Raw genomic sequence first — 26,448 nt, 5'->3', positions numbered from 1 at the left:
TCCGCTAAACACGGGGGCTGCGCGGCGGACACGCCGACGTCACCGCAATGCCACGCCATTTTGCAGAACTTGACGCACACAACTCCCTTGAGGGAGAGATGTCGCCGAAGGCGACAGAGAGGGTCGGTACGTCCTGGCGCGACGCCCTGTGGGACGAAAGAGAAGGTTGGCGCTTCACGCGAGGCGCCCCCCTCTGTCCTGCCGGACATCTCCCCCTCAAGGGGGGAGATTACGCGCTCAGCCGCTTTCGCTTGCTAAGCCCGTGGTAGCAGCCGGCGCATGATCAGCGAGGCGTGGCCGCCCACGCCGTGTGCAGCCGGCCGGCGCTCGACGACCTCGAAGCCGTGCTTGCGATAGAAGGCGATTGCGCGGTCGTTGCCCTCGATCACTTCCAGGGCGATGCTGGGAATACCCGCATGCGCGGCAAGAACGGCATGCAGCAGGTCGGCGGCAAGGCCGGTGCCGTACTCGCTTTTGTCTATATGGAGCCGCTCGAGCATGACCTCGCCTTTGTCGTCCATCGCGGCCATCGCATAACCGGCGAGCGAGCCGTCAGCCCGCTCGGCGACGAAGGACATCTTGCTGTCGTCCCTGAGCTCGGCCGCCAGCCGCTCCGGCGCGTGCCTCTCATCCGACAGCCGCGCCGTGGTCTCGGCACCCAGGATCGGCGAATAGGTGTAGCGCCAGGACCCTCCAAGCAGCCGCGACACCGCCGGAACGTCCTGTTCGGTCATGGTTCTTATCTGGGTCATTGGCACCTCGCCTCAGAAACCTGCCCCTTTTGAGCGGAGATGTCCGGCAAGACAGAGAGGTGCTGTCCCGCCGACCCTGCACGGCTGAGTTCAGCGCACATCCGCGCCGGCCACCATGACTATGTGCTGGCAGACATTATCGATATCGCGAATGACGTCGTCGTTCCAGAACCGCAGGATAGTCCAGTCCAGCGCTTCAAGCCGTGCGCTTCTGGTAGCGTCCCATATTGAGGCATCGGCCCGGGCATGCTGGGAGCCATCCAGTTCGACAATCAGCTTTTTGTCCGGGCAGGCAAAATCGACAATATGGCCTGCAATTGGCATCTGCCGCCGAAATGCCAGCCCCATGAGTCGATGCGCCCGGACCTCATTCCAGAGCTTCAGCTCGGCAGCCGTCATGGCCTTGCGCATCTTGCGCGCATTGCCGCGGTTACGGGGAGGTACGGGATAGTGATTCACTACTTCTATTCCTCAGCGCGAAACTTGCCCATCTTCTCTATGCTGCGCTTGAACACCCCCTCTATCCTGCCGGACATCTCCCCCTCAAGGGGGGAGATTGGCAGCTTCGCCGAAAGTTCTCCCTTCTTTAGAGATTGGCGAAAGCTGGAGCGACGTCCAATCTCCCCCCTTGAGGGGGAGATGTCCGGCAGGACAGAGGGGGGGTGCTGGCCCGCCGACCTGGATAGGTATGGCACCTGTATCACCGCCTCACCCGCGATTTCAGCCAGCGATCGAAGGCCACCGCGAGGATGAGGATCAGGCCGATGACGATGCTTTGCGTGTAGGACGAGACGTTGTTGAACTGCAGCCCGTTCTGCAAGACGCCGATCAGTCCTGCACCGACCACCGTGCCGCCGACGCTGCCGATGCCGCCGAACAGCGAGGTGCCGCCGATAACGACCGCCGAGATCACCGTCAACTCGTAGCCGATGCCGGCGACGGCTTCGGAGGAGTTGAGCCGCGCCGACAAAACGAAGGCGGCAAGGCCGGCGAAGAAGCCGACGATGATGTAGACCGAGATCAGGATGCGGTCGACACGCAGGCCGGAGAGCCGTGCCGCCTCGGCATTGCCGCCGACGGCATAGACCGCGCGGCCGTAACGTGTGTAGCGCAGCACGATATGGCAAAGGATCGCGGCAATCGCGAAGATGATCGCCGGCACCGGCACCGGGCCGATCAGGCCGGTACCGAACCAGCGCATCGAGGCGTCGAAGCCGGAGATCGGGCCGCCATTGGAAATCGTCAAGGTCAGGCCGCGAAACACGGTGAGGCCGCCGAGCGTGACGACGAAGGGCGGCACTTTCAGCCTGGTGATGGCAAAACCCTGGACGCCGCCGGCCATGGCGCCGACGACGACGGCGGCGAGAAGGGCGGCGAACCAGCCGTAGCCTTGCGTGCCAGACGTCGACAGCGACAGCGTGTTGGCGGTGCCGCCTTTGGCCACCACCGCCGCGACCATGCCGCAGAAGGCGAGCAGCGAGCCGACCGACAGATCGATACCGGCCGTCAGGATGACGAAGGTCATGCCGAGCGCGATCAGCCCGGTGATCGAGATCTGGCGCATGATGTTGAACAGGTTGATCGGGTCGATGAAGCTCGGCTTCAGCACGGTGAAGACGACAATCAGCAACGCCAGGAACATCAGCGGGCCGAAGCTCATCAGCAGGCGCGCAAGATTGACGCCGCCGCGCTGGCTTCGTTCGGTCGTGCTGGTCATTGCGTTGCTTCCTGCTTCTGGTCGAGCGCCATCAGTTCCATCAGTTTCTCCTCGGTCGCCTCGATGCCGGGCATCTCGCCGGTAATGCGCCCGCGCCGCATGGTGACGATCCTGTCCGACACCGCAAGCACTTCGGGCAGCTCGGACGAGATCATCATGATGGCGATGCCGCGTGCCGCGAGCTCTACCAGGATCTGGTGCACCTCCGCCTTGGCGCCGACATCGACACCACGCGTCGGTTCATCGACGATCAGCACCTTGGGATCGCGTGCCAGCCAGCGGGCAAGGATGACCTTCTGCTGGTTGCCACCGGACAGTCCCTCGATCGCCTGCTCGGGCGAGGCCATGCGGATCGACAGCGTCTTCCTGTAGTTCGCCAACGCCTCGCGCTCTCGCCGCTCGGCCATGAAGCCGACATTGGAGTAGCGGTCGAGCGCGGCGATCGAGAAATTGGTGAGGATGGCGAGTGCTGCGAAGATTGCCTGGTGCTTGCGGTCTTCCGGAACCAGCCCGATGCCGAGCTCGATGGCGTCGGCGGGTGAGGCGGGCGCGATCGGCTTGCCGTCGAGCATGATGGTGCCGGCTGCAATGCGGTCGGCGCCGAAGATGGCGCGGGCGAGCTCGGTGCGGCCGGAGCCGACGAGCCCGGCGACGCCGAGGATTTCGCCCGCCTTGAGGTCGAGATCGACGCCTTCGAGCACGATGGCGTGCGGCGCCTGCGGATCGCGCACCGTGCGCAGGCCGCGCACCGAGAGCCGGACGTCGCCGGCGACATCGCGCTGCGTCGGCCTGGCATAGAGCTCGGAAGCGGCACGGCCGACCATCTTCTCGATGATCTTCGGCAACCTGATCGGCCCGCCTTCGCGGTCGAGATGGCCGGCCAGCCTGCCGTCGCGCAGCACCGTCATGCGGTCGCAGATCGCCGATGCCTCCTCTAGCCGGTGGGTGACGAACATGATGGCGACGCCATCCTTGCGCAGCCGGTCCATGATCGACATCAGCCTGTGCACTTCGGTTTCGGTCAGCGCCGAGGTCGGCTCGTCCATGATGATCAAGCGGCTCTTCAGCGATAGCGCGCGGGCGATCTCGACCAGCTGCTGCTCGGCCACCGACAATGCGGAAACCGGCGTCGCCGGGTCGAGGTCGAGACCGACGCGGGCGATGATCGCGCGCGAATCTTGCTCCATTCGCCGCCAACTCACCAGCCCGAACCGGCCGAGCGGCGCGCGGCCGATGAAAATATTCTCCGCCACGGTCAGCGTGGGGATCAGGCTCAGTTCCTGGTAGATGGTGACGATGCCGTGGCGCTTGGCATCCTGCGGATTGTGCGGATTGAATTCGACACCGTCGAAGACGATGCGACCACTGGACGGCGGCATCACGCCGGACAGGATCTTGAGCAGCGTCGATTTGCCGGCGCCGTTCTCGCCGAGCAGGCCGAGTATCTCGCCGGGGCGGACTTCGAGCGAAACGTCGTTCAGCGCGGTGACGCCGGCAAAGCGCTTGGTCACGCCCTCGACGGTGAGCAGGGCGGGAGAGGGCGCGATGGCGGCTGCCTTGGGCAAAGTTTGCTCCTCGATCATTCGGTTGTCACGCAAGGCTGGCGGGGCAGCGCCCCCTCTGGCCTGCCGGCCATCTCCCCTCAAGTGGGGAGATTGGCAGCTTCATTGGCTTCGCCTCTTCTGCAAGATCGAAAACTAGCGAAAGCCGACGTGACATCCAATCTCCCCCCTTGAGGGGGAGATGGCCGGCAGGCCAGAGGGGGGCTGTCCCGTCGGCTTCGCCTACTTCGTCTCGCCCAGCCTCTCCGCCTTGTCGAGATTGTCCTTGCCGATGACGATCGGCGTCAAAAGCACCAGCTTTTCCTTTGGCTCGGTCTTGTCCCTGGCGTAAGCGACCGCGATCTGCACGGCGGTGCGCGATTGTTCGCCGGGGAATTGCTCGACCGTGCCGGCCAGTTTGCCGTCGCGCACGGCGACCAGCGCTTCGGGAAGCGCGTCGAAGCCATAGATTTTGACGTCGGTGAAGTTGCGCGCCGCGCAGGCTTCAACCGCGCCAAGCGCCATGTCGTCGTTGGCGCAGATGATCGCGTCGGGCTTGCCGTTGGCGGCAAGGCCGGCCTCGGTGACGGACAGCGCCTCGGCGCGGGCGAAGTTGGCGGTCTGCTCGAAGATGATCTGGTACTTGTCCTTCATGGGATCGAGGACGTTGTGCACACCCTTGTTACGGTCGATCGCCGGGCCGGCGCCGGGCTGACCCTGCAGATGGAAGATCTTGGCGCCGTTCGGGAACGCCGCCACCATGGCCTGTGCTTCGGCCTCGCCGCCCTTGACATTGTCGGCGCCGACATGGGCGAGGATGCCTTCGACGCCTTCGACGCGGCGGTCGATGGTGACGACGGGAACGCCGGCCTTGACCGCTTCCTCGATGGCTGGGGCCAGCGCGTTGACGTCGAGCGGCGAGATGACGATGGCGTTGACCTTCTGCACCAGCGCCGCTTCGATATCGGCGGTCTGCTTGGGCGCCGAATTCTGGCCGTCGCTCTCGACCAGGTTGACGCCTTGCGCCTGGGCCTCAGCTTTGATCTGGTTCAGCATGTGCACGAAGAATGGAAAGCCGAGGCTCGGCACCGAACCAAGGATGGTCAGCTTGTCCTGCGCAAAAGCCAGTCGCGGAGCGGCTAGCGCCAAGGCGCCCATCGCCGCCGACGACAGCAGGAATTCACGTCTGTTGATCAATTTAGTCTCCTCCCAGATGAGCGCATGACCCCGAAACCGGAATGGGTTTTCCGGAAGGTTCCTTGCGTCGATTCAAAAATGGAGTGTCCTTTGAGCGCCCAACTCGCTTTGAAGGGACGCACGGCGCTCCAGCCGGTCCACCGCGACGTTCTCCTCCGCTCGGTGCCTGCCGGCGGATGCTAGCCAAGGCCGGAGCTTTGCGCAAGAACGGGGGCAGGCAAGACCTACCGATCGATCATCACCATGGTGCGCTCGCCGTAGCGCGGCCCGGCGACCTTTCCCGGCGCCAGCGCGTCGTCGAGCACTTGCATCTCGGCTGGGTCGAGCCTGATCGAAGCCGCGGCGACGTTCTCCTCGAGGTATTTTCTGCGCTTGGTGCCGGGGATCGGGACGATGTCGATGCCGAAGTCGCTCCCCTTGTGGAGCAGCCAGGCCAGCGCGATCTGACCTGGCTTGACGGGCTTCGCCGCGGCGATGTCGAGTACCGTGGCCGCCGCCCGCATGTTGGCGTCATAGTTGGCGCCCTGGTAGCGCGGATCGCCGCGCCGGTAATCGCCCTCCGGATAGTCTTCGGCGCGCCTGACATCGCCGGTGAGAAAACCGCGGCCGAGCGGCGAGAACGGCACCAGGCCGATGCCGAGCTCTTTCAGCAGCGTAATGATTTCCGGCTCCAGATTGCGCTCCCACAGCGAATATTCGCTCTGCACGGCCGACACCGGATGCACGGCATGCGCCCGGCGGATATTGGCGGCGCCGGCTTCAGAGAGGCCGAAGAAGCGGACCTTGCCCTGAGCGATCAGCTCGCCGACAGCGCCCGCCACATCCTCGATCGGCACCGCCGGATCGACGCGGTGCTGATAGAGGAGGTCGACGTGGTCGGTGGCGAGCCTCCTCAGCGAACCTTCCAAAGCCTCGCGGATATGTTCGGGCCGGCTGTCGCGCTCGGTGCCGACTTGCTTGCCGTTTTCAATGCGGAAGCCGAATTTCGTCGCGATCGTCACCTCATCACGCCGGCCCTTCAGCGCGCGGCCGAGCAGTTCCTCGTTGGTGAACGGCCCGTACACTTCCGCGGTGTCGAGGAAGGCGCAGCCGAGTTCGATGGCGCGGTGCAGCGTGGCGGTCGATTCCGCCTCGTCGGCCGGGCCATAGGACTGGCTCATGCCCATGCAGCCGAGACCGATTGCCGAGACTTGCAGCCCCTGGCTGCCGAGTTTGCGCATCGTCAATGTCATGTGAAGCTCTCCGGATCAGCATCGCGTTCCAAGCCGCCAGGGCAATATAGCGCACCGGCTCGGTTTCCACAGAGCCGGAGGCGCTACCGCGCGCGGCTCGCAGCGACTGCCAAATTGACAGCCGACACGCTCTCGGCCATCCTTAAGGCACGCCGCCTTGCGGCTTGTGCGTGAGTAACCAGCATGGCCAGTTCCGTCGCCAGTCAGAAATCCAAGCGCGCCGCGGTGCGGAACGCGCTCGACCGCCACAAGGTGTACATCACTGCGCAGCGTTTTTCGGCCGGCAGCTACAGCGCGCGGGTGCTGGTCGACGGCGAGGCCTATTGGGTCGACGAATTCCGGCTCAGCCAGCTGCAGCAGGGCCTGTCGCCGGCCGAACTCGAATTGACGCCGGCCACCGACGATTGAGCGGCGTGACCTGCCATCCTTCGTCATCCCAGGGCGGAGCGGGAGCTAAGCGACGTCGCGGAGACCCTGGGATCCATGCCGTGACATTGGAGCGCCGCTGCGATGGGATTTTGATGCCGCGCTCGTTGCTTTTGCCCACCACCCGCGCCTAGTCCATGCCAGCTCCTTCGAAGCTCAAGGCCTATCGCGCCAAGCGCGAGTTCACGAGGACGCCGGAACCCGCCGGCGGGCTGGTTGCGGGGGAAGGCAACCGCTTCGTCGTTCACAAGCACCACGCCACCGCCGACCACTACGACCTTCGCCTGCAGGTCGGCGACGTGCTGAAGAGCTGGGCGGTGCCGCGCGGCCCGTCGCTCAATCCGGCCGATAAAAGGCTGGCGGTCGAGACCGAGGACCATCCGCTCGAATATATCGACTTCGAAGGTGTCATTCCCGAGGGCGAATATGGCGGCGGGCCGATGATCGTCTGGGACACCGGCATCTGGGCGCCGATGGATGACGTCGAGAAGAGCCTGCGCACCGGCTCCTTCAAGTTCCGGCTCGCCGGCGAGAAGCTCAATGGCGGCTGGATGCTGGCGCGGCTGAAGCCCAAGCCCGGCGAGGATGAGGGCAAGAAGAACTGGCTGCTGTTCAAGGAGCGTGATCTGGCCGCCGACGCCAAGCTCGACATACTGGAAGCCCGCCCGGAAAGCGTCAAATCCGGACGCCGCATCGAGGAACTGGTGGCAACGCCGAAGCCGGCCGCCAAGCCTGCCAGGCCGGTGGTGTTGAAACCCGGTGCTTTGCCGGGCGCCGTCAAGGCGCCGCCGCCCACCCGCATCGTGCCGCAGCTGACTACGCAGGTTTCGAAACCGCCGGGCGGCGATGACCCAGCGGCCCGAACGGGCGAAGTCTGGCTGCACGAGATCAAATTCGATGGCTACCGCACCATGGCGCATCTCGCTAACGGCGCAGTCAGGCTGATCACCCGCGCCGGCCTCGACTGGACGAAGCGCTATGGCGACCTGCCGCTTGCATTCGCCAGGCTGCCGTGCCGCGAGGCGATCATCGACGGCGAGGTCGTCGCGCTCGACGCCAAGGGCATCAGCCGCTTTGCCCTTTTGCAGGATGCGCTGGCCGAAGGCGCCGGCAACAAGCTCCACTTCTATGCCTTCGACCTTCTCTATCTCGACGGCTGGGACCTGAGGCAAGTGCCGCTCCGCCGGCGCAAGACGCTGCTTTCGCAGCTGCTGTCCGGTCTCGGCGCCAACTCCGCCATCCAGTACAGCGATCACGCCGAGGGCGACGGCCAGGCGCTTTATGACCAGGCATCGGAAATGGGGCTGGAGGGCGTCGTCTCGAAACGTGCTACGGCGGTCTACCAGAGCGGCCGCACCAAGACCTGGACCAAGACCAAGGCGCTTCAGACCGGCGATTTCGTTATCGCCGGCTACACAGTCTCCGATGCGGCCGAGGGGCTGGCCGCACTCGGCCTCGGCGAATTCGAGGATGGCGAATTGCACTATCGCGGCAAGGTCGGCACCGGCTTCGACGCCGCCACCGCCGGCGAGTTGCTGGCGCGGCTGGAGCCGTTGCGCGCCGGGGCATCCGCGCCCGAAGGGGTTCCCCGCGAAATCATGCGCGAGATGAACTGGGTGCGGCCGCTGCTTTCGGCGCATATCCACTACGCCAACCGGACCACCGACAATGCGCTGCGCCATGCCGTGTTCCGCGGCCTGCGCGACGTCGGCCTGTCGACGCCGGTTTCGGCCAAGCGCAAGCGGCTGATCGCCGAGGCCGACCTCGCCACCATCTGGGTGACCAACCCGACGCGACGGCTGTTCGGCAAGACCGGCCCGACCAAGCTCGACATTGCCGTCTATTACGCGCTGGTCGGCGATTTCATGCTGCCGCACATTCTCGGCCGGCCGGTGTCGCTGGTGCGCTGCCCGACCGGCAGGCCGCAGGACTGTTTCTTCCAGCGCCACGCCTTCACCGGCATGCCGTCCTCTGTGGCGACTTTCGAAGCGACCAATTCGGAGGGCGAGACCAAATCCTATCTCTCGGTGGAAGACGCCAAGGGCTATCTGGCGCTGGCGCAGTTCGGTGTCGTCGAGTTCCACACCTGGGGCACCCATCGCACGCGGCTCGACAAGCCGGACCTGATCGTTTTCGACCTCGACCCGGGCGAGGGGATCGCCTGGCGCGAGGTGGTTGAGGCGGCGGTGCACATTAAGGGCGAGCTGGAAGCGCTAGGGCTGGTGCCGTTCGCCAAGACGTCCGGCGGCCACGGCATCCACATATCAGTGCCGGTGACGCAAAAGCAGAACTGGAAGAAATTGCACCAGGCGACCAGCGCCATCTCGACGCATCTTGCCGCCACCGCGCCCGACACTTTCACCACCACCATGGGCAAGGATAACCGCAAGCGGCGTATCTTCATCGATTATCACCGCAATGCGCGCGGCCACACTTCTGCGGCTCCCTATTCGCTGCGCGCCCGCACCAATTTGCCGGCCTCGACGCCGGTGAGCTGGAGCGATCTGGAATCCATCGACGCTCCGCAGGATCTGAATTATTCGTCGCTGCCGGGCCTGCTGGCGACGTCAGGCGATCCCTGGGCCGACATGGAAGATTTCGCCAGGGATTTGCCGCCGGTTGGACCTGAGGCTGGCTGACTGTTGATTCATGTTTCGGGAAACAGCCTCGGGAACAGCGTGTCCAAGGCCTTGGCGGGAAAGCGCAGGGATACCGGCCCTTTGGGCGTCTCGGATTCCAGCAGCCCAAGCGAAATGACATCATTGAAAACCCGCCGCGCGGTCCGCTCGGGCAGTCCGGTAATGCGCGAGATTTCGCCTCGCTCGAATTCGCCGCGTATCAGCGCCTCTTCCAGCAGACGGCTGGCTTCCGGCTTCAACTCGCTGCTTGTAGCGTAGGCGCGAAGACGCTTTGCCAGCGTGGCGAGATCAAAAAGGCCGGACATGAAGGTCACTTGGTCAACACAGACGCGCAGGAACCACAGGGTGAAATCCGCTAGCGCGCGCTGTGAGAGATTGCCTCTGCCGTCGAGATCGCCCTGGCGCGGCATGTCGGCATGATCCATCATGGTCTTGTAGTCTTTGCGACTCTTCAGCCCTCGCGCCAGTCCACGTGAAATCGACCACAATCCATGAGCGGCGATACCTGCCTCATGTGCCATCGCATGGCTCATCAAGCGGCTGACGCGCCCGTTGCCGTCGGGAAATGGATGGATGAAATTGAAGCGATGATGCGCAGCAGGAATGGCGAGTATCCGGCCTGCCTTGCCGAGCTTTGCGAAGCCGTAGCGCGTTTCGAAATAGCACATGAAATCGTCGACGCGGACGCTGGATGGCGGTTGATGCCTGCCGACCGCAACATCGTGCTCAAGTTTCGATCGCCATTCCCCGGGCACCATGAGAAATTCGCGCCCTGCACCCTTGACACGCAGCATGAGTTCCTCGGCATCCCGATAGAATTCCTGATGCAGCCACAGGATGAAGGCGCGGGAAGCCGGATCAGGTAATCGGCCCCGCGCAGCCATCCGGTCGATCTCGGCCTGGAGCCTGACGTGAGTGGCGGCTTCAAGTTGCAGGTTCCGCCGTTCCTCATCCTTGTCGAAATTTCCTGCCAGCGCGCGCTCGATGTCGCGCGGACGCGTGTCATGGCCCTCTATGAGGTTGCTGTAATAGGTATTCATGATGCGCACGAGATCGGCGAGGTTGGCAGCTGTACGGGGATGAAGGCTGCCGCCCAACGTAGCGGACGCCGCCGACAATTCCGCCAGGGCATCCGAGATTTCCTCGGATACTTCCTCCAGACGGGCCGGTTCGATCCGCTGTACGCTTTCTTCCATGGTACGGCTGCCTCCAATTTTTGGCCGATCTTCAGAATTAATAAGTACATAATCATAAATAGTTTTTTTCTAGATTAATAGAAAAATTGGCCGATCATTTGGCCGATTGTCTGCCAGCCGGCCGGCGATCGGTCATGGCCGATCGCAAACGGCGTTATCAGATTGAAACTCCAGCATCAAAGCGGGTCGAGGCACAGGTTTGGCCGATCTTTTGGCCGCTGCACAGAGCCGTCCGGTAGAATGGTGACGGCGGTGCGCCGGTCCGATCTGCAATCCATCGACGCTCCGGAAAATTTGAATTATTCTTCGCCACGGATCCCTTGCCTGCAGGCGGCTCTCAGCGGAGGAAGATTTCGCTAGGGATTTGCCGGTATTGTAAGGGGCAATGTAGGATTTCGGCAGCCCCGTTCGTCCTCCGGACGAATGAACGCTGCGAACAGTTCGACAGCACAAGGCCGCGTAGGAGTATTTCATGGCGCCCAGGGCAAGTTGGAAAGGTTACCTCAAGCTCAGTCTGGTCAGCTGTCCGGTCCGGCTCTATCCGGCGACCAGCGCCAGCGAGCGCATCAGCTTCAACCAGCTGCACAACAAGACGCACAACCGCATCAACATGAAGCCGGTCGACCCCGAACTCGGGCTGGTCGAGCGTTCGGACCTGGTCAAGGGCTACGAATACGAGGACAAGCAGTACATCATCATCGAGGACTCCGATCTCGATGCGGTACGCATCGAATCCAATCATACGATGAACATAGAGGCCTTTGTCGACGAGCATTCGGTCGACGTCATCTATCAGGACGCGCCCTATTACCTGGCGCCGGACGGCGCAATGGCCGAGGAGACCTTCGCCGTGCTGCGCGAAGCGATGCGCAAATCCGGCAAGCTGGCGATCGCCCGCCTGGTGCTGTCCAGCCGCGAGCGCGTGGTGACGATCGGCGCGCGCGAGAACGGCATGTTCGTCTGCACCTTGAGGAATCCGAACGAAGTGCGTGGCACGGCTGAGTATTTCGGCAATATCCCGGCCGGAACCCCCGATCCCGAAATGCTGCAATTGGCCGAGGCGCTGATCAAGCAGAAGGAAACCACCTTCGATCCGAAGAATTACGAGGACCGCTACGAGATCGCGCTGATGGCGATGATCCGCGAGAAGCTGAAGGGCCATAAGCCGATCATCGCGGCGGCGCCTGAGCGCGGCAATGTCATCAATCTCATGGATGCGCTGAAGGCGAGCCTGTCGCAATCGGCCAAGCCGCCGGCCAAGTCCAAGAGCAAGGCCGATGAAACGGCCAAGCCCGCGGCGAAATCCGCCAAGGCCGGCGCCGCCGCGGCCAAGGAAAACCCGCTCAAGGCGAACCTTCTCAAAGCCGTCGGCAAGAGCAAGGCGTGACGGCTCTCGCCGGCACGGTCTTCGGCATCGTCGGCGCGCTGGCCGCCTTTCCGCTCAGGTTGGCGGCGCGCGAGGTCGAGCGCCAGCACGGCGAGTTGCGGCGCGGCGTCACTCGGCGCACCACACATGTCGTGTTGGGCCGCATGTTGCTCGCCAGGGCCGATGATGCCGAGATTGAGCGCCGCGTCGTCACCGAGCGCGCGGCCGGGCGCAAGCTGGTCAGCGAGAACGGCTTCCTGCGCCTGCTCGGCCTGATGAAAGCGCCGGAGGCTTCGGCGCTGTCGCGGCAGTCGCTGATCGACCAGTCGCGGCTGACCGGCGAGGATCTCGACCTTTTGTCGCTGTTCGATGCCTTCGAGCATGATTGCGAACCGTATTCCTTTCGCGACCTGATCCTCGCCCGCAAATATGCCGGGCTGGTTGCCGGCGGCGCCTCATGGGGGGCGATTGCGCGCTCGGTGCACCGGTCGGGCCCGGTCGCCTCGCTCACCGCCAAGTCGCTCGCCGTCGGCTCACAGCATGGGCGGGCCGATGCGATCTATCTCGAGGGCGGCCAGAGCGAACTCGACGGCCAGCTGCTGTTCGATCTGGGAACGCAGGATGACGACACGCTGGAAGAGCTGTTCGCCGATGCCGAGGCGGCGGAAGGGGCTGAAGACCACGAGCAGGCGGCGGCGCTCTACCGGCGCTGCCTGGCCATCGACCCAAGCGATGCCATCGCCGCTTTCAACCGCGCCAACTGCCTGCGCGCCGCCGGCCACGCGGCCGAGGCGGCGCACGACTATGCCCGCGCGATAAAGCTCGATCCCGGCTTCGTCGAGGCCTGGTTCAATCTCGCCGGGCTGATGAGCGAAGAGGGGCGGGTGGCGTCGGCGCGACGGCATTTGCTCAAGGCGATCGCACTCGATCCCAATTATGCCGACGCGGTATTCAACCTTGCGAGGCTGGAGTTCGACGCCGGCAATCTCGCCGAGGCGCGGCGTCGCTGGGTGCGCTACCTCGAACTCGATCCCAACTCCGAATGGGCGCGCACGGCCGCCAAGGGGATACAGTTCGTGGATTTGCAGCTGGCGCGGATGTCGGCGGGGTGAGGTAGTAGCGCCTCCTTCTCCCCTTGTTGTGGGAGAAGGTGGATCGGCGCGCAGCGCCGAGACGGTTGAGGGGTGTTGGAAGAAATGAGGCGTCGGCGTTCCCTGGAACACCCCTCATCCGACCGAGCTTCGCTCGGCCACCTTCTCCCACAAGGGGAGAAGGGGTCACCAGCGTTGGAGTCCCCATGACAACCTTCCTCTTCGACGGCCCCGACACCGCCGCCATCACCATCCTGCTCGCCCATGGCGCAGGCGCTCCTATGGACTCGCCCTCGATGACCGCCACCGCCAAGGCGCTGGCCGCAGCCGGCTTCCGCGTCGCGCGCTTTGAATTCCACTACATGGCGGCTCGCCGCTACGGCCACCGCAAGCCGCCGCCGCGCGCCGAGACGGTTAACCCGGAATACGTCAAGGCGATCGCCGACCTCCGGGCGAAGGGCGTGAAGGGTCCGCTGATCATCGGCGGCAAGTCGATGGGCGGACGCGTCGCTTCGATGATCGCCGACGAGATGTTTTCAAAGGGCGAGATCTCGGGCCTGCTTTGCCTTGGCTATCCCTTCCATCCGCCGGGCAAACCGACGCAGCTTCGGACAAAGCACCTCGCCGATCTCAAGACGCCGACAGTGATCTTCCAAGGCACGCGCGACGAGTTCGGGACCAAAGACGAGGTCGCGACCTATGCTCTGTCCGACGCAATCGAGATTTTCTGGCTGGAAGACGGCGACCATGATCTGAAGCCGCGCAAAAACATCTCCGGCTTCTCCACCGCCGATCATCTGAAGACGCTCGCTGATGCGGTGAAGGCGTGGACCGAACGCATCGTGCGCTGAAGCAGGCCGATGAAGATCGCCACCTTCAACGTCAACAACATCAACAGCCGGCTGCCGAACCTGCTCGCATGGCTGGCCACCGCCAAACCCGACATCGCCTGCCTGCAGGAGCTCAAGGCCAGACAGACGCAGTTTCCGCGCACTGCGCTGGCGGCCGCCGGCTACGGCGCAGTTTGGGTCGGGCAGCCGACCTGGAACGGCGTCGCCATCCTTTCGCGTGGCGCAGAACCCGTTCTGACCCGCGAGGCGCTGCCCGGCGACGACAGTGACCAGCAGGCGCGCTACATTGAGGCAGCGGTCAACGGCATCGTCGTCGCCTGCCTCTACGCGCCGAACGGCAATCCGCAGCCCGGCCCGAAATTCCAGTACAAGCTGGCCTGGCACGAAAGGCTGGAGGCGCATGCGGCACAGTTGCTCGACACCGGCCTGCCGGTGGTGCTGGCCGGCGACTACAACATCGTGCCCGAGCCGCGCGACATCTACCCGACCCGCTCCTATGACGACAACGCGCTGGTCCAGCCGGAAAGCCGCGCATCGTTCCAGCGGCTGCTCGACCAGGGCTGGCTTGACGCGCTGCGCAAGAAGCACCCGACGGAGACGCTCTACACATTCTGGGATTACCGCCGCAATCGCTGGCCGCGCGATGCCGGCCTGCGCCTCGATCATATCTTGCTCAGCAAGAAGCTGTCGCGCCGGCTGGTAGCGGCGGGCATCGACCGCGACGTGCGCGGCGAGACCGGCGCCAGCGATCACGCGCCGGTCTGGGTGGAGTTGAAGTGAGGCACGGAGGCTGGCGCCGCCTTTCCGGGCGGCAACGAGTCAGGTTGGCCGCGCCGCTTCGCGGGCGAACGCCTCGGCATGCCGGCAACCCTCGACGATCTCGAAGGCCATCTGATGGTCGGCTTCCGCTCGTCGCGGACCGGCGAGGTCATGCCGCTCGAATTCACCGTCGGCGGCGGGTTGCGCTATGTCAGCCTGCCCAACCGGGTGACGGTCAACGGCTCCGACACGATGGCGGAGCTGGCGCGTCTCGGCTTCGGCCTGGTGCAGGCGCCGCATTACCGCTCCGCCGGGGATTTCGCACGCGGCACGCTTGTCGAAGTGCTGCCGGGTTACCCGCCGTCGCCGACACCGCTGTCGGCGCTCTACCCACAGAACCGCCAGCTCGCGCCACGGGTACGCGTGTTCATCGACTGGGTGACCGGGATTTTTGGCGAGGATGGGACATCGGGCCGGGTGTGATCGTCCGGGCCGCCGGCTACTTTGCGAAGGGCGATCGGACGAGATAAACATCGCGCTTGGGTTTAGTGACAAGCGCACCGCCGGCGCCTATGCCGTGACGGGCGGATTGGGTGAGGACAAAAGCTGCGCTCTCGCTGCGTTCGCGTCGTAGGGCCGGCAAACTGTAAGAGATCTCCGACATCGTTGCGCTGATCGAAGCGAGGGAAGCCGAAAAGCGATGGTCGCGGAACGTACAAAAGCGGACCGCTCACCTTCACGATGGAAAATTCGGACAGTTAGCCGACAACTCGGCCCATGCTCGATCTAATTCAAGTTTCGATTGGGCCTTTTCAATGCTTTTCGCGGTAGCGTTGTCGATGAAGTTGCTTTCGACCCGCATGACTCGAAAATTTCCACCTGACGGCCGCTGATAGAGAACAATATAGCCGCAGTAACGATCGATGTTTTCAAATTTCGCCGCTATGTCGACTGCGGCATAAACGCCAGGAAAGGCAGCGTTCGCTGGGTCCTTCAACCACGTGAATTTGAGTAGCCGGCGCTCGCGCACAGCGCCGGCCTGAGAATGAAAATGTTTACTTTGCTCCACGAAGGCATTCGATGGGATCGAAGCTTTGGCGGTATCAGTTTTCATTTCGTATGCCCGCCCATACTCTTGATTATCGAGCGAAAGGAAATAGTGACCAACCGTTTCCGTTGCATCTCGAACCGCGTCCTCCGAGGGCGTCCACTCTTGCGATTGTGCGGGTAGGATCGCGACCAACACCGAAGTCACGATCGCAAGGAAAGCTACGGCTGTATGTGTCATGGTAATTTCTTCGCAGGAGCTTGCCACGAATGCAATCCGGTCACGGCCGATAGCCAGAATTTCGAACTGACCCACATCCCAATGGCGCGCTATGTTAGCGCTGCTGCAAGCGGATTGTCACATATCTCGAACTCCAGCCACTTGCGGTTGCCCGTGCGCGCCACCGCGGCCCTGATCCTTGATCAGCTCCGCCCTCGTGCTATAAAAAACCATGTCAGGGACCAGCCCCGCGGCCACTGCGCCGCTCATCGTGATTGACCTTCAGGCCGGCATGTTCGACGGCGTCGCCGAACCGCCGATCCATGATGCCGACGGCATGGTTGCCCGCACCCGCGCGCTGATCGAGTGGGCACGGCGCAGCGGGCGCAAGGTCGCCTTCATCAGGCATGACGGGCCGCAGGGCGATCCACTGGCGCCGGGTGAGCCGGGCTGGCCGGTGTGGCCGGCGCTCGGCCAGGCCGGGGACGAGCCGACGTTCGCCAAGCGTGTCGGCGACGCGTTCAGCAATGCCGCGCTTGCAGAATGGGTAGTCGGGCAGGGCGCCGGCGAGGTCGTTCTGATCGGCGCGCAGACCGATTTTTGCGTGGCGGCCACGGTGAAGGGCGCCTTTGCGGCGGGCCTGGGCGTCACCGTGGTTTCCGACGCCCACAGCACGCTCGACACCACCAGCGAGACCGCCGCGGAGATCATCGCCCGGCACAATGCGGCATTTGCCGCCGCCGGGGTCAAAATGGCGACGACGAAGGCGCTTACCGATAGCTGATCCGCCGGCTCATCCCTACGCCGTCAAAGCCTGATCCAGCCGGGAAGCAACTGGCGGGTTCAGACAATTTGGCGCGGGGCGCCTCGCCACTGCGGGCTTCCTCTGACGCGGCCTATCGCGTATTGGCGCGGGAACGCTCCTTTGGCCTTCCCCGGAAACCCATGATACGTCTCGAAAGCATCAGCAAGCAGAACGGCCGTCAGATCGTCTTCATCGAAGCCTCCGCCGCCTTGCAGAAGGGCGAGAAGGTCGGGCTGGTCGGGCCTAACGGCGCCGGCAAGACGACGCTGTTTCGCATGATCAACGGCGAGGAGCAGCCCGACGAAGGCCAGGTCTCGGTCGATCGCGGCGTCACGATCGGCTATTTCAGCCAGGATGTCGGCGACATGGAAGGCCGCAGTGCGGTGGCCGAAGCGATGGACGGCGCCGGGCCGGTGAGCGAAGTGGCGGCCGAGATGCGCGAGCTCGAGCACGCCATGGGCGACCCTGACCAAGCCGACCAGATGGACGAGATCATCGCCCGTTACGGCGAGGCGCAGCACCGCTTCGAGGAGCTCGACGGCTACGCGCTGGACGGGCGCGCCCGCGAGGTGCTCGACGGGCTCGGCTTCAGCCAGGAGATGATGGACGGCGACGTCGGCAAACTGTCCGGCGGCTGGAAAATGCGCGTAGCACTTGCCAGGATCCTTTTGATGCGGCCCGATGCCATGCTGCTCGACGAGCCGAGCAACCATCTCGACCTCGAAAGCCTGATCTGGCTGGAGCAGTTCCTGAAGAACTATGACGGCGCGCTGCTGATGACTTCGCATGACCGCGAGTTCATGAACCGCATTGTCAACAAGGTGGTCGAGATCGACGGCGGTTCGCTGACCGCCTACTCCGGCAACTACGAATTCTACCAGCAGCAGCGGGCGATTGCCGACCGGCAGCAGCAGGCGCAGTTCGAGCGCCAGCAGGCGATGCTGGCCAAGGAGATCGCCTTCATCGAGCGCTTCAAGGCACGTGCCTCGCATGCCGCCCAGGTGCAGAGCCGGGTGAAGAAGCTGGACAAGATCGACCGGGTCGAGCCGCCCAAGCGCCGCCAGAAGGTATCGTTCGACTTCCAGCCGGCGCCGCGCTGCGGCGAGGACGTGGTGACGCTGAAGAACGTGCACAAGGGCTATGGCAGCCGCTCGATCTACGAGGGATTGGATTTTCAGGTGCGCCGCCGCGAGCGCTGGTGCATCATGGGCGTCAATGGTGTGGGCAAGTCGACGCTGCTGAAGCTGGTCGCTGGCGCTTCCGAGCCGGACAATGGCACGGTGGCGCGCGGGCCCAGCGTCAAGATGGGCTATTTCGCCCAGCACGCCATGGAAGTGCTGGAGGGCGAGCGCACCGTGTTCCAGACGCTGGAAGACGCATTTCCGCAGGCCGGCCAGGCGCCGCTCAGGGCGCTGGCCGGCTGCTTCGGCTTTTCCGGCGACGAGATCGACAAGAAATGCCGCGTGCTGTCGGGCGGCGAGAAGGCGCGGCTGGTGATGGCGCTGATGCTGTTCGATCCGCCCAATTTGCTGGTGCTGGACGAGCCGACCAACCACCTCGACATCGCCACCAAGGAGATGCTGATCACGGCACTGTCGCAGTACGAGGGAACCATGCTGTTCGTCTCGCACGACCGCCATTTCCTGGCGGCGCTGTCGAACCGGGTGCTGGAACTGACGCCCGAGGGGATCCACACCTATGGCGGCGGCTATACCGAATATGTCGAGCGCACCGGGCAGGAGGCGCCGGGGTTGCGGAGCTGAGGCCGGCTCTGCCGCTCACGGTCACGTAGACGCTCGATTCCGGAAGCCAAGCACGAGGTGCTCAGCCATGTATCGCAATTTCGCGCAGCGGATCGCCGCCGTCGATGAACAGCCGGCCTTGCGCGGTCAACGCCGCCTTGAGCCGTCGCAGGGCAATTTTTCCTGCTTCGGGATGACGCCCGTCCAGCGCGCCGACGCGCACCGCAACGGCAATGTCGAAGTGCTTCTCATCGGCTTCCAACTCGAAATCCTCGATGGCGACCTGGCGAAGGCTCAGCCGGCCTGCCGCAATCTCGGCGCGCGAGGCGGCCCCGGCCTGCGCGATGGCCTTGGCCGAGCGGTCGATCGCCAGCACGTGCCCACCGCCGATCCGGCGCGCGATCTCGCGCGCTGCAGCACCCGGTCCGCAGCCGATCTCCAGCACTCGCATGCCCTGCCGCAAGGGCAGCGCATTGACGATCTCCAAAAGCCTTGGCGACAAGTCGTTCGCCATACGCTCTTCTCCAGCTTTTTCGCAATCCGAGATTAGCGACCGCGGCCGGCGACGGGAAGGCCGACAGACGCGGGCATCGCCGATGTGTTCAGCTGGTATGTTCAGTTGGGTGCTGCTTGAGCAGGGGCATGATCGACATCGAAGAGGTCGATCCGGTCTCGACCGCGGGCGACCGGGCGGGCCCGAGCGGCCCGGCGTCGTTGACCTGAGGGGTAGGGAGGGAACTGGCGCCGAGCCTAACCGGTTGGGGGGTAGATCACCGGCCGTTTATGTGTATACGCTCAAGCTAATATAAGAGCAAGCTAATGTTTTGCGTCAGCGATGTTGGACGATTGTTCTGATCAATGGCCGGTTGTGGCTTCCTGCCGCGCCCTCCAACCCGGCCAAACACCGCTTATTGCCTTCAAGTCCTGGCTCCAATGCTGTACCCCGGCCCGAAATTCAAGGAGCCTGCGATGACCTCACATCCCGACATCCCCGACGCCAGCATGGCGCTCGATGCGGCCGGCGTGGCAGCCGATGACCGGCGCGCTCGCGAGGCGGATGCCGCATGGCGGGACGATGTTCGCGAGGGCGTGCGGCATGTAGGCGATCTGGATTCGCTGCCGCTGTCGCCAGCCGAGCGGGCGGCGGCCGAAGCCGCGGCCACGCGCCACAAGGTTCGCATTCCCAAGGCCTATCTAGACCTGATCGACTGGAACGACCCCGCCGATCCGATACGGCTTCAGGTCATCCCGTCGCCCGACGAACTGGCAGAGCAGGAGGGCGAACTCGACGATCCGATCGCCGACCACGCCTTCAGTCCCGTGCCTAGATTGACGCATCGACATGCCGACCGGGTTCTGTTGTTCCCGACCTATCAATGCGCGGTCTATTGCCGGTTCTGCTTTCGCAAGGAGCAGCTGACGTCGATCGGCCGCGGTTATACGCGCGAAGCTCTCGACGAAGCCTTCGCCTATATCGCGGTCCATCCGGAAATCCGCGAGGTGATCCTGACCGGCGGCGACCCGCTATCGCTGCCGGATAGGGCGCTGGCGGAAACCCGCGCCCGTGTCGAGGCGATCCAGCATGTGCGGCTGTTGCGCATCCACACTCGCGTACCCGTCGCGCTGCCGTCGCGCGTCACCGGCGGGTTGATTCAAGCCTTGCAGGGCCGGCTGATGGTCACTGTCGTCACCCATTTCAACCATCCACGCGAAATCACGGAGGCGACCGACCGGGCCTGCCGCACGTTGCGGCAGGGCGGCTTCGTGCTGCTGAACCAGAGCGTTCTGCTGAAAGGCGTGAACGATACGGTCGAGGTGCTGGAAGAGCTGTGCCGCGAGCTGATGTATCGCCTTGGCGTCAAACCCTATTATCTGCACCACGGCGATCTCGTGCGCGGCATGGCGCACCGGCGCACCACGATCGCCGAGGGCCAGGCGCTGGTCAGCGCCTTGCGTGCGCGCCTGTCGGGCATCTGCAATCCCGTCTACGTGCTGGACCTGCCGGACGGCGGAGGGAAAGTCCCGCTCGGCCCGTCCCATCTTGAGGCACGGGAAGGGGAGACGTGGCGAATACGTGGGCTTGATGGGGCGGTGAGGGGTTATGGAGAGCTGGTTGGGGAGGGAGGGACGCGCAGCCGCCGTCCAAGCCAGCCCACCTTGGTGACCTGACATGCAGCCCTTGATCACGGAAGCATGCGTTAACTGCTGTTCTATTTGGTGCTTGCGCAATTGCTGAAATAGTGAAAACGTTGGTCCGGGGTAATGGGTTAGGGGAGTTCGTCCCGGCTATAGCGAGTTTCGGGGCGGCGCAGAAAAGTCATGAACTTTCCACAGTTCCTGGTGGGGCTGACCACCACATCGTCCATCGTGGCGATCTCGACTTACCTTGCGACGGGTTCAATCTGGAAGACGCTGGCCTGGACGATCTTGACCTTGATCGTCATGCAGGTTGGATATTTCCTGTTCGTCGTCCGGTTGATCTACGGATCCGGGGCGAAAAGCGCGGAGGCAAAGCCGCGGCGTCTGAGGGCTGTGCCGCCGAACCGTCGAGGTCGCGTTCAGCTTATGTAGTAATGTCCCATATAGATATCATGGTCTAGACAGGACATGTTCGGTTCTGGGAATGTGCATTGGACGTTCCGCTAGTTTAGTCAACTAATATATATCGCCCAACTCATATCGTCGTTTTTGGGCTAGCGGGAAAACCTGCCTGCTGCTTGTACGACGGTGCCTAAGGCCACATTTTACAACCGGCTGGCAAGCTGCCTTTTGTTGATGCCAGCTTAAATCCGGCTGGTGTTTTCGATGGGCCATTGAGGCTATAAAGCCGTTCAACCGGGCGGCATCGAGATGCATTTCGGCCGGTCGAGAGGGTTGTGGTGATCGACGGAACGCCAAACGTGATCTTGCTGATCGGTAGCGCCCCCGATGTGGTGCGCTCCGCCGCCTGGCCCAAGCAGGCCTTCGGCAAGATCGTCGCCATCAACAACGCCTGGCGCGTGCGCCCCGACTGGGATTTCCTCGTCCATGCCGGCGATTTCCCGGCGGAGCGGATGCCGCAAGGCGGTCCCCTGCAGCAGGCGCAGATCTTCAGCGCCTCGCATTACGTGCCGGCGCAAAACAGCTTTGGCGGCTTCGTCTATGCCGGCGGCACCATGTCGATGACGGCGGCCTACTGGACGATCCACAGTCAGAAGCCGGACGTGCTGGCATTCCTTGGCTGCGACATGATCTACGACCAGCCCGGCAACACGCATTTTTACGGCGTCGGCCGCGCCGATCCGCTGCGCAACGACGTCACCCTGCGCAACCTCGAGGCGAAGTCGGCCCGCCTGCTCATCCATGCGCTTCGGCGCGGCTGCCTGTGCGTCAACCTATCCGACCTGCCGCGCAGCCGGCTGATCTTCCCGCGGCTGACGCTCGATGAACTCGGCGCGCTTTCTTCCTCGCAGCTTTCGGAAATGAAGGCCGAGATGCTTGCCGGCCTGCGGCTCGATCAGGCGGAGGAGGCCGACAGGATCGAGAAGGAACTCGGCTATCTCTTCGAGGACGGCATGTACTGGAAGCACCTCGACAAACTCGACGAGAAATTCCTGGCCAACATCGACCGGCTGTGGATGGCGGCGGTGAAGGCGAGCTTGAGCAGTCGGCCGAAGCTCCCGATCTCCCCTACAAGGCGGGAGATCGGCGCGTCGTCCGCTTAGCTTTTGGCCGCCGCGAGCTTGTCTTGCATCTTGGTCTCGAAATCGCTGGCGTCATGGCGCTCGTGCAGTTGCATCGAAGGCTCGCCGAAGGTGCGGTTGACCATGCGGCCGCGCTTGACCGCCGGCCGCGCGTCGATGGCGTCGGCCCAGCGCTGCACGTTCTTGTACTGCTCCACCTGCAGGAACTCGCCGGAATCGTCATACATACGGCCCTTGGCCAGCCCGCCATACCAGGGCCACACCGCAATGTCGGCAATCGTATAGTCGCTGCCGCCTAAATACTCGCTTTCGGCGAGGCGTCGGTCGAGCACATCCATCTGCCGCTTGGTTTCCATGGCGAAGCGGTCGATGGCATATTCGATCTTCGTCGGCGCATAGGCGTAGAAATGGCCGAATCCGCCACCGAGATAGGGCGCCGAGCCCATCTGCCAGAACAGCCATGACAGGGTCTCGGCGCGAGCCGGCTGCTCCGTCGGCAGGAATTCGCCGAATTTTTCGGCGAGGTAGAGCAGGATCGAGCCGGATTCGAAGATGCGGACCGGCTTTTTCCCACTGCGATCCATCATGGCCGGGATCTTCGAGTTGGGGTTGACCTCGACGAAGCCGCTGCCGAACTGGTCGCCGTCGTTGATCCTAATAAGCCAGGCGTCGTATTCGGCGCCGCTGTGGCCGAGCGCCAGAAGTTCCTCCAGCATGATCGTCACCTTGACGCCGTTCGGTGTCGCCAACGAATAAAGCTGCAGCGGATGCTTGCCGACCGGCAGTTTCTTGTCATGCGTCGGGCCGGCGATCGGCCGGTTGATGCTGGCGAAAGCGCCGCCATTTGCCTTGTTCCAGGTCCAGACTTTTGGCGGCGTGTATTGGTCCGTTGCGTAGTCGTTCATTTGGGAGGCCTTTGGAAGGGTTGGGTTGGGAGGATATCAGATATCAACGTGGGTAATGGCGGAGGAACTTTGCATAGGGCAGCTTGGGATAGCCGTAGGTACAGATAGGGCTGCCGGCGCTGTTGCAAAACCCCGGCGCGAACGGCGCGGCGCCGGTCCACGCCAAAGCCGGCGCCACCTCTTGCGCCTGATCACCTGCGCCATACCTATAGCCCATATCAGCCTGCGAACATTGCCAGGAACCAAAGCATGAATATCGAACCCCTTTTGCGATCCATCGTGGCCGTCCGCGCCACCGTGCCAGAGGACGCCTTCACGGCAAATACACTTGGCACCCGCCGCGAGGGCAGTGGCGTGGTCATCCGCGGCGACGGGCTGGTACTTACCATCGGCTATCTCATCACTGAGGCCGAGGAGGTCTGGCTGGCCGACCAGGACGGGCGTGTGGTTCCCGCCCATGCGCTCGCCTACGACCAGGAGTCGGGCTTCGGCCTGGTGCAGGCGCTGGCGCCGCTCGGGCTGCCCGCCATTGCGCTCGGCGATGCGTCCAGGGCCAAGATCGGCGATCCCGTCGTGCTCGCCGACGGCGTCGGCCGCTCCGTGCGGGCGCGGATCGTCACCAAGCAGGAATTCGCCGGCTATTGGGAATATCTGCTCGACGAGGCGATCTTCACGGCGCCGGCTCACCCCTCATGGGGCGGCGCCGGCCTCATCGGCGCGGATGGCAGGCTGCTCGGCATCGGTTCGCTGCGCCTGCAGATGAGCCGCAACGGCGAGGTCGCCGACATCAACATGGTGGTGCCGATCGATCTTCTGCCGCCCATCCTCGACGATCTGCTGACGCGCGGGCAGGTCGCCAGGCCGCCGCGGCCGTGGCTCGGCGCCTTCTCGGCCGAGAGCGACGGCAAGGTCGTGGTGATGAGCGTCGCCGAGGGCGGTCCGGCCGCCCAGGCGGGCCTTCGCCAAGGCGATGTCATCTCGGATGTCCGCGACACGGCGGTCGATGGGCTTGCCGATTTTTATCGCAAGCTTTGGAAGAGCGGCCCGGCCGGTGCCGAGATCCCGCTCCGGGTGCTGCGCGATGGCCGCGAAACCTGGCTGCGCGTCAAGTCCGCCGATCGCAACAGCCTGCTGTGGAAGCCGCCGCTGCAGTGAGGCAACCGAAACCTCTCACTCTCCGCAAGCGCTGAAGCCAGTGCCCGGGGTCCATTCCGCAAATGGGATGACCTTGCCTTCGACCGATACGGTCGCTTGCCTGGTGCTGCCGTCCGCCAGCTTCTTGCTGCTTTTGCCCTTGCCGGTCAGCACATTGTAGTCGCAGTCGCCGGCAACATTGTCGTCCATGTAATCCCAATACTCGTAGGCAAAACCGGCGACGACGAACGTGCCGTTGCGCCAGGCGAGCGTCAGCGTCTTGTTGGTCCGCTCGCTGCCGATCTCCATCGCCGGAATATCGAGCTTGATCGAACCGTTGGGGAGCCCGGTGAGTTCGGGCTCGGTGTCGGATGTGGCGGGGCCCGGCCGGTCGTAATCCTTCCATTCCCCGTCAATCTGATCATGCACGATCCCGGCAGGTTTTAGAAAATCGCCATCGCGATCTTTGAGGAAAAAATACAGGTCCATGGGAGAGCCGGGCTCGGTCTCGACGATCATCGCCAGATCGGCGGCGCCGTCGCCGTTCCAGTCGCCGGTCGCCGCCGTGATGATCTTCTGGGTCTCGATCGGCTCCGCCAGGGCGGCGGCCGGCAGCAGCAAGACCAGACCGAATATTGTCGATCGCATGTAGATCCCCCGCGCTTGGGCAGGCCTGAGAGCACGCTTCTCAGGAGGCCCGGCTCTGCCGCGTCTCGGAACGGCTCGTCTCGTTGAGCAGCCGGCAGAGCGAAACCGCTTCACGACGGCTCAGGCCGATCAGCGCGATTTCCGAAAATTGCGCCGGCAGATCGTGAACGATGTCCCACACCATCCAACGGCCGTCCGGCTCCATGACACATTCGTAGCGCAATAATTGTTCCTGCATCCGACCCCCGGCTTTGCTCACCGGACTGGTACAGCGTCGAGGTAAATGAGTTGTTGCGCCGCGGTAGTATTCCGCGGCTATCGAAACCGGGCGTTGAATCCCGCAGCGGCGGGCCCGAGGGGCCGCCCGGCGGTGCGGATACTCTCGACAAGGCGGCAGGGCAGGGACGCTTCCGGCGTGAACGGCGGCCGCCGCCAGAATTGGATCAGGCGTTGCGGCTCGCCATATGCGCGTCGAGCTTCCTCCTCGAGGGGCCGTAACGCTTGATGATGGTCGCGGCCTCGCTTTGCGGTATGCCGTATTTGCGGGCAAACGCAGCGACCTCGTATGGCTCTTCGCCGGAGACCAGTTTGCGATCCTGCTTGGTCTTGGATTTGTCGTCGGCCATGGCGTCCTCCATCACATCTGGTCGTTATAGGGCTCCTTGGTCCGGCCGACCATCCTGGCCAGTTCGGCAAAGGTCGGCACGCCGGTTTCGCCCTGGGCGTTGTTGGCCGCCTGCAGCAGCCTGAGCGGAAAGCAGACGGCGTCGCGGTTGGATGGCGACATGTCTTCATAGAGACGCTCGTCGCTGGTCATCGCCGCCTCGGCCCGGCGCAACGCCATGTCGACCTCGTCGACCGACAGCAGGCCCTTGTGGACCAGCGCGTTGTTGACGGCCGCGATCGCCATCATCAATCCTTCGAGCTGGAGATTGGCGACGTTCATCGTCTTGCGTCCTTGCCGGGCTTCTTGGCGGTGGCCTTGCCGTCTGGCCGGATCGCTGCGCGCGGCGGGTTCTGGCCCTCCGAATGAAGGGTCCTGTCGTCGAAATCGTCAGCCGGCCTGGTCAATCCCATGCCGCCGGGAGGTGGCTTGTTGCCGGCCGCATCCTGCGAAAATTCGTCGGCCGCGTCGGGGCTCGTCTTTGCCGGATATTTCCTCGCTCCGGTCTCGTAGCGGTTCGGGTCGTCGGCCATGTCCTGTGCTCCCGTTGCAATGAGCGGATAACTTTCATGCGGCGGCAGCGGTTCCGTGGCGAAATCGACCTTGCCGGTGTGCAAGCCTTCGCAATCTGTCGGGTTTCGTGCATTCTTGTGCATGCCAACGATGCTTCGCTCCGACGCGCCGGCAAAATGCTGCTCCTACTGCGGCGGGCGCGACCACGACTACGAGGATTGCCCGAAGCGCAAAACCGATGCCGAACGGCAGAAGGAGACGCCAGGCAACGCGTCCCAGCCCGCTGCCGCGGCTGCAGGGGAAATCCGCTAGCCAGCCTG

General features: G+C 63.9%; 28 protein-coding genes and 1 pseudogene. 14 read left to right on the top strand and 15 right to left on the bottom strand.

All coding sequences use genetic code 11. The features are described from left to right. Nucleotides 1–254 precede the first annotated feature (254 nt). The 6 genes from NKJ73_RS24260 to NKJ73_RS24235 all read right to left on the bottom strand — a co-directional run bounded on the left by NKJ73_RS24260 (nt 255) and on the right by NKJ73_RS24235 (nt 6,439). Complete coding sequence (locus NKJ73_RS24260; protein ID WP_352571366.1) at nt 255–752, bottom strand: GNAT family N-acetyltransferase; 498 nt, start codon at nt 750–752, stop codon at nt 255–257. Nucleotides 753–842: 90 nt separating this feature from the next. Beyond that, nucleotides 843–1,211: an endonuclease domain-containing protein gene (locus tag NKJ73_RS24255; RefSeq protein WP_352571365.1), complete on the bottom strand. Its 369-nt coding sequence runs from the start codon at nt 1,209–1,211 to the stop codon at nt 843–845. 241 nt (nt 1,212–1,452) lie between these two features. Continuing rightward, nucleotides 1,453–2,469 carry an ABC transporter permease gene (locus NKJ73_RS24250; RefSeq protein ID WP_352571364.1) on the bottom strand — a complete coding sequence of 339 codons (1,017 nt, stop codon included), beginning with the start codon at nt 2,467–2,469 and terminating at the stop codon, nt 1,453–1,455. Further along, on the bottom strand, nt 2,466–4,034 hold the full coding sequence (locus NKJ73_RS24245; protein WP_502896743.1) for a sugar ABC transporter ATP-binding protein: 1,569 nt from the start codon (nt 4,032–4,034) through the stop codon (nt 2,466–2,468). Before NKJ73_RS24245 ends, NKJ73_RS24250 begins: the two co-directional genes overlap by 4 nt. 219 nt (nt 4,035–4,253) lie before the next feature. Further along, nucleotides 4,254–5,204 carry a substrate-binding domain-containing protein gene (locus NKJ73_RS24240; RefSeq protein ID WP_023675680.1) on the bottom strand — a complete coding sequence of 317 codons (951 nt, stop codon included), beginning with the start codon at nt 5,202–5,204 and terminating at the stop codon, nt 4,254–4,256. Between the two features lie 227 nt (nt 5,205–5,431). Next, nucleotides 5,432–6,439 carry an aldo/keto reductase gene (locus tag NKJ73_RS24235; RefSeq protein WP_352571362.1) on the bottom strand — a complete coding sequence of 336 codons (1,008 nt, stop codon included), beginning with the start codon at nt 6,437–6,439 and terminating at the stop codon, nt 5,432–5,434. 183 nt (nt 6,440–6,622) lie between these two features. Here NKJ73_RS24235 and NKJ73_RS24230 point away from each other — a divergent pair, with 183 nt between their 5' ends. Together NKJ73_RS24230 and ligD are read left to right on the top strand one after the other, a co-directional pair. Next, nucleotides 6,623–6,847: a hypothetical protein gene (locus NKJ73_RS24230; protein ID WP_023675682.1), complete on the top strand. Its 225-nt coding sequence runs from the start codon at nt 6,623–6,625 to the stop codon at nt 6,845–6,847. Between the two features lie 155 nt (nt 6,848–7,002). Then, the gene (ligD, locus tag NKJ73_RS24225; protein ID WP_352571361.1) at nt 7,003–9,504 is read left to right on the top strand and encodes a DNA ligase D; all 2,502 of its coding nucleotides are present in this window, start codon (nt 7,003–7,005) and stop codon (nt 9,502–9,504) included. Nucleotides 9,505–9,512: 8 nt separating this feature from the next. On the opposite strand, the gene NKJ73_RS24220 is transcribed toward ligD, so the two are convergent. Continuing rightward, entirely contained in the window at nt 9,513–10,700 is a 1,188-nt protein-coding gene (locus NKJ73_RS24220) for a Fic family protein (protein WP_352571360.1), read from the bottom strand. A gap of 472 nt (nt 10,701–11,172) precedes the next feature. Here NKJ73_RS24220 and ku point away from each other — a divergent pair, with 472 nt between their 5' ends. The 5 genes and pseudogenes from ku to NKJ73_RS24195 all read left to right on the top strand — a co-directional run. Next, the gene (gene ku, locus NKJ73_RS24215; protein WP_023675684.1) at nt 11,173–12,087 is read left to right on the top strand and encodes a non-homologous end joining protein Ku; all 915 of its coding nucleotides are present in this window, start codon (nt 11,173–11,175) and stop codon (nt 12,085–12,087) included. Continuing rightward, complete coding sequence (locus tag NKJ73_RS24210; protein ID WP_352571359.1) at nt 12,084–13,178, top strand: tetratricopeptide repeat protein; 1,095 nt, start codon at nt 12,084–12,086, stop codon at nt 13,176–13,178. The genes ku and NKJ73_RS24210 overlap by 4 nt, the downstream gene beginning before the upstream one ends. Nucleotides 13,179–13,363: 185 nt before the next feature. Next, nucleotides 13,364–14,008: an alpha/beta hydrolase family protein gene (locus NKJ73_RS24205; protein ID WP_352571358.1), complete on the top strand. Its 645-nt coding sequence runs from the start codon at nt 13,364–13,366 to the stop codon at nt 14,006–14,008. A 9-nt stretch (nt 14,009–14,017) separates the two neighbouring features. Continuing rightward, the gene (locus tag NKJ73_RS24200) at nt 14,018–14,788 is read left to right on the top strand and encodes an exodeoxyribonuclease III (protein WP_352571357.1); all 771 of its coding nucleotides are present in this window, start codon (nt 14,018–14,020) and stop codon (nt 14,786–14,788) included. 66 nt (nt 14,789–14,854) lie between these two features. Next, nucleotides 14,855–15,250, top strand: a pseudogene (locus NKJ73_RS24195) (LysR substrate-binding domain-containing protein); the annotation flags it as partial. A gap of 253 nt (nt 15,251–15,503) precedes the next feature. Here the strand turns inward: NKJ73_RS24195 and NKJ73_RS24190 are convergent. After that, on the bottom strand, nt 15,504–16,055 hold the full coding sequence (locus NKJ73_RS24190; protein WP_352571356.1) for a DUF4019 domain-containing protein: 552 nt from the start codon (nt 16,053–16,055) through the stop codon (nt 15,504–15,506). Nucleotides 16,056–16,266: 211 nt separating this feature from the next. Between NKJ73_RS24190 and NKJ73_RS24185 the strand changes: the two genes are divergently transcribed. Both NKJ73_RS24185 and NKJ73_RS24180 read left to right on the top strand, forming a co-directional pair. After that, complete coding sequence (locus tag NKJ73_RS24185; RefSeq protein ID WP_352571355.1) at nt 16,267–16,818, top strand: isochorismatase family protein; 552 nt, start codon at nt 16,267–16,269, stop codon at nt 16,816–16,818. Nucleotides 16,819–16,979: 161 nt separating this feature from the next. Further along, the gene (locus NKJ73_RS24180) at nt 16,980–18,602 is read left to right on the top strand and encodes an ABC-F family ATP-binding cassette domain-containing protein (RefSeq protein WP_352571354.1); all 1,623 of its coding nucleotides are present in this window, start codon (nt 16,980–16,982) and stop codon (nt 18,600–18,602) included. A gap of 61 nt (nt 18,603–18,663) precedes the next feature. Here NKJ73_RS24180 and NKJ73_RS24175 read toward each other — a convergent pair whose 3' ends face one another. Further along, nucleotides 18,664–19,095, bottom strand: coding sequence for an SAM-dependent methyltransferase (locus NKJ73_RS24175; RefSeq protein WP_352453694.1), 432 nt, complete (start codon nt 19,093–19,095; stop codon nt 18,664–18,666). 488 nt (nt 19,096–19,583) lie between these two features. On the opposite strand from NKJ73_RS24175, the gene NKJ73_RS24170 reads away from it, so the two are divergent. From NKJ73_RS24170 to NKJ73_RS24160, 3 genes are all read left to right on the top strand, one after another. After that, entirely contained in the window at nt 19,584–20,750 is a 1,167-nt protein-coding gene (locus NKJ73_RS24170) for a KamA family radical SAM protein (protein ID WP_502905400.1), read from the top strand. Nucleotides 20,751–20,900: 150 nt separating this feature from the next. Next, the gene (locus NKJ73_RS24165; protein ID WP_023675695.1) at nt 20,901–21,152 is read left to right on the top strand and encodes an exopolysaccharide production repressor protein; all 252 of its coding nucleotides are present in this window, start codon (nt 20,901–20,903) and stop codon (nt 21,150–21,152) included. Between the two features lie 329 nt (nt 21,153–21,481). Next, nucleotides 21,482–22,285 carry a hypothetical protein gene (locus tag NKJ73_RS24160; RefSeq protein ID WP_352571352.1) on the top strand — a complete coding sequence of 268 codons (804 nt, stop codon included), beginning with the start codon at nt 21,482–21,484 and terminating at the stop codon, nt 22,283–22,285. On the opposite strand, the gene yghU is transcribed toward NKJ73_RS24160, so the two are convergent. After that, nucleotides 22,282–23,169, bottom strand: a complete 888-nt coding sequence (gene yghU / locus NKJ73_RS24155; protein WP_352571351.1) for a glutathione-dependent disulfide-bond oxidoreductase — start codon at nt 23,167–23,169, stop codon at nt 22,282–22,284. The two genes, NKJ73_RS24160 and yghU, sit on opposite strands and share 4 nt — an antisense overlap. A gap of 249 nt (nt 23,170–23,418) precedes the next feature. Between yghU and NKJ73_RS24150 the strand changes: the two genes are divergently transcribed. Next, nucleotides 23,419–24,324 (top strand): S1C family serine protease, encoded by a 906-nt coding sequence (locus tag NKJ73_RS24150; protein ID WP_023675699.1) that lies wholly within the window; start codon nt 23,419–23,421, stop codon nt 24,322–24,324. A 15-nt stretch (nt 24,325–24,339) separates the two neighbouring features. Here the strand turns inward: NKJ73_RS24150 and NKJ73_RS24145 are convergent, their stop codons facing one another. From NKJ73_RS24145 to NKJ73_RS24125, 5 genes are all read right to left on the bottom strand, one after another. Next, on the bottom strand, nt 24,340–24,951 hold the full coding sequence (locus NKJ73_RS24145) for a hypothetical protein (protein WP_352571350.1): 612 nt from the start codon (nt 24,949–24,951) through the stop codon (nt 24,340–24,342). A gap of 40 nt (nt 24,952–24,991) precedes the next feature. After that, on the bottom strand, nt 24,992–25,174 hold the full coding sequence (locus tag NKJ73_RS24140) for a hypothetical protein (RefSeq protein ID WP_352571349.1): 183 nt from the start codon (nt 25,172–25,174) through the stop codon (nt 24,992–24,994). Between the two features lie 220 nt (nt 25,175–25,394). Then, nucleotides 25,395–25,577 (bottom strand): DUF3606 domain-containing protein, encoded by a 183-nt coding sequence (locus NKJ73_RS24135; RefSeq protein ID WP_023675702.1) that lies wholly within the window; start codon nt 25,575–25,577, stop codon nt 25,395–25,397. An 11-nt stretch (nt 25,578–25,588) separates the two neighbouring features. Continuing rightward, nucleotides 25,589–25,897: a hypothetical protein gene (locus tag NKJ73_RS24130; protein ID WP_352571348.1), complete on the bottom strand. Its 309-nt coding sequence runs from the start codon at nt 25,895–25,897 to the stop codon at nt 25,589–25,591. Continuing rightward, on the bottom strand, nt 25,894–26,271 hold the full coding sequence (locus tag NKJ73_RS24125) for a hypothetical protein (protein WP_352465361.1): 378 nt from the start codon (nt 26,269–26,271) through the stop codon (nt 25,894–25,896). The genes NKJ73_RS24130 and NKJ73_RS24125 overlap by 4 nt, the downstream gene beginning before the upstream one ends. Between NKJ73_RS24125 and NKJ73_RS24120 the strand changes: the two genes are divergently transcribed. Further along, nucleotides 26,270–26,440 carry a hypothetical protein gene (locus NKJ73_RS24120; RefSeq protein WP_352571347.1) on the top strand — a complete coding sequence of 57 codons (171 nt, stop codon included), beginning with the start codon at nt 26,270–26,272 and terminating at the stop codon, nt 26,438–26,440. The genes NKJ73_RS24125 and NKJ73_RS24120 overlap by 2 nt on opposite strands. The last annotated feature ends 8 nt before the right edge of the window (nt 26,441–26,448 follow it).

Source organism: Mesorhizobium sp. M0074 (assembly GCF_040322975.1).
In the GTDB taxonomy this organism is placed as follows: Bacteria; Pseudomonadota; Alphaproteobacteria; order Rhizobiales; family Rhizobiaceae; genus Mesorhizobium.
This window is presented reverse-complemented; position numbering and strand designations above follow the sequence as displayed.

Excerpts from the sequence above, each read along its gene's own strand:
- NKJ73_RS24185 (WP_352571355.1), top strand. The coding sequence starts at position 16,267 with ATGTCAGGGACCAGCCCCGCGGCCACTGCGCCGCTCATCGTGATTGAC.
- NKJ73_RS24200 (WP_352571357.1), top strand. The coding sequence starts at position 14,018 with ATGAAGATCGCCACCTTCAACGTCAACAACATCAACAGCCGGCTGCCG.
- NKJ73_RS24165 (WP_023675695.1), top strand. The coding sequence starts at position 20,901 with ATGAACTTTCCACAGTTCCTGGTGGGGCTGACCACCACATCGTCCATC.
- NKJ73_RS24170 (WP_502905400.1), top strand. The coding sequence starts at position 19,584 with ATGGCGCTCGATGCGGCCGGCGTGGCAGCCGATGACCGGCGCGCTCGC.
- ligD (WP_352571361.1), top strand. The coding sequence starts at position 7,003 with ATGCCAGCTCCTTCGAAGCTCAAGGCCTATCGCGCCAAGCGCGAGTTC.
- ku (WP_023675684.1), top strand. The coding sequence starts at position 11,173 with ATGGCGCCCAGGGCAAGTTGGAAAGGTTACCTCAAGCTCAGTCTGGTC.
- NKJ73_RS24205 (WP_352571358.1), top strand. The coding sequence starts at position 13,364 with ATGACAACCTTCCTCTTCGACGGCCCCGACACCGCCGCCATCACCATC.
- NKJ73_RS24130 (WP_352571348.1), bottom strand. The coding sequence starts at position 25,897 with ATGAACGTCGCCAATCTCCAGCTCGAAGGATTGATGATGGCGATCGCG.
- NKJ73_RS24230 (WP_023675682.1), top strand. The coding sequence starts at position 6,623 with ATGGCCAGTTCCGTCGCCAGTCAGAAATCCAAGCGCGCCGCGGTGCGG.
- NKJ73_RS24125 (WP_352465361.1), bottom strand. The coding sequence starts at position 26,271 with ATGCACAAGAATGCACGAAACCCGACAGATTGCGAAGGCTTGCACACC.
- NKJ73_RS24145 (WP_352571350.1), bottom strand. The coding sequence starts at position 24,951 with ATGCGATCGACAATATTCGGTCTGGTCTTGCTGCTGCCGGCCGCCGCC.
- NKJ73_RS24235 (WP_352571362.1), bottom strand. The coding sequence starts at position 6,439 with ATGACATTGACGATGCGCAAACTCGGCAGCCAGGGGCTGCAAGTCTCG.
- yghU (WP_352571351.1), bottom strand. The coding sequence starts at position 23,169 with ATGAACGACTACGCAACGGACCAATACACGCCGCCAAAAGTCTGGACC.
- NKJ73_RS24180 (WP_352571354.1), top strand. The coding sequence starts at position 16,980 with ATGATACGTCTCGAAAGCATCAGCAAGCAGAACGGCCGTCAGATCGTC.
- NKJ73_RS24120 (WP_352571347.1), top strand. The coding sequence starts at position 26,270 with ATGCCAACGATGCTTCGCTCCGACGCGCCGGCAAAATGCTGCTCCTAC.
- NKJ73_RS24260 (WP_352571366.1), bottom strand. The coding sequence starts at position 752 with ATGACCCAGATAAGAACCATGACCGAACAGGACGTTCCGGCGGTGTCG.
- NKJ73_RS24250 (WP_352571364.1), bottom strand. The coding sequence starts at position 2,469 with ATGACCAGCACGACCGAACGAAGCCAGCGCGGCGGCGTCAATCTTGCG.
- NKJ73_RS24135 (WP_023675702.1), bottom strand. The coding sequence starts at position 25,577 with ATGGCCGACGACAAATCCAAGACCAAGCAGGATCGCAAACTGGTCTCC.
- NKJ73_RS24175 (WP_352453694.1), bottom strand. The coding sequence starts at position 19,095 with ATGGCGAACGACTTGTCGCCAAGGCTTTTGGAGATCGTCAATGCGCTG.
- NKJ73_RS24190 (WP_352571356.1), bottom strand. The coding sequence starts at position 16,055 with ATGACACATACAGCCGTAGCTTTCCTTGCGATCGTGACTTCGGTGTTG.
- NKJ73_RS24220 (WP_352571360.1), bottom strand. The coding sequence starts at position 10,700 with ATGGAAGAAAGCGTACAGCGGATCGAACCGGCCCGTCTGGAGGAAGTA.
- NKJ73_RS24150 (WP_023675699.1), top strand. The coding sequence starts at position 23,419 with ATGAATATCGAACCCCTTTTGCGATCCATCGTGGCCGTCCGCGCCACC.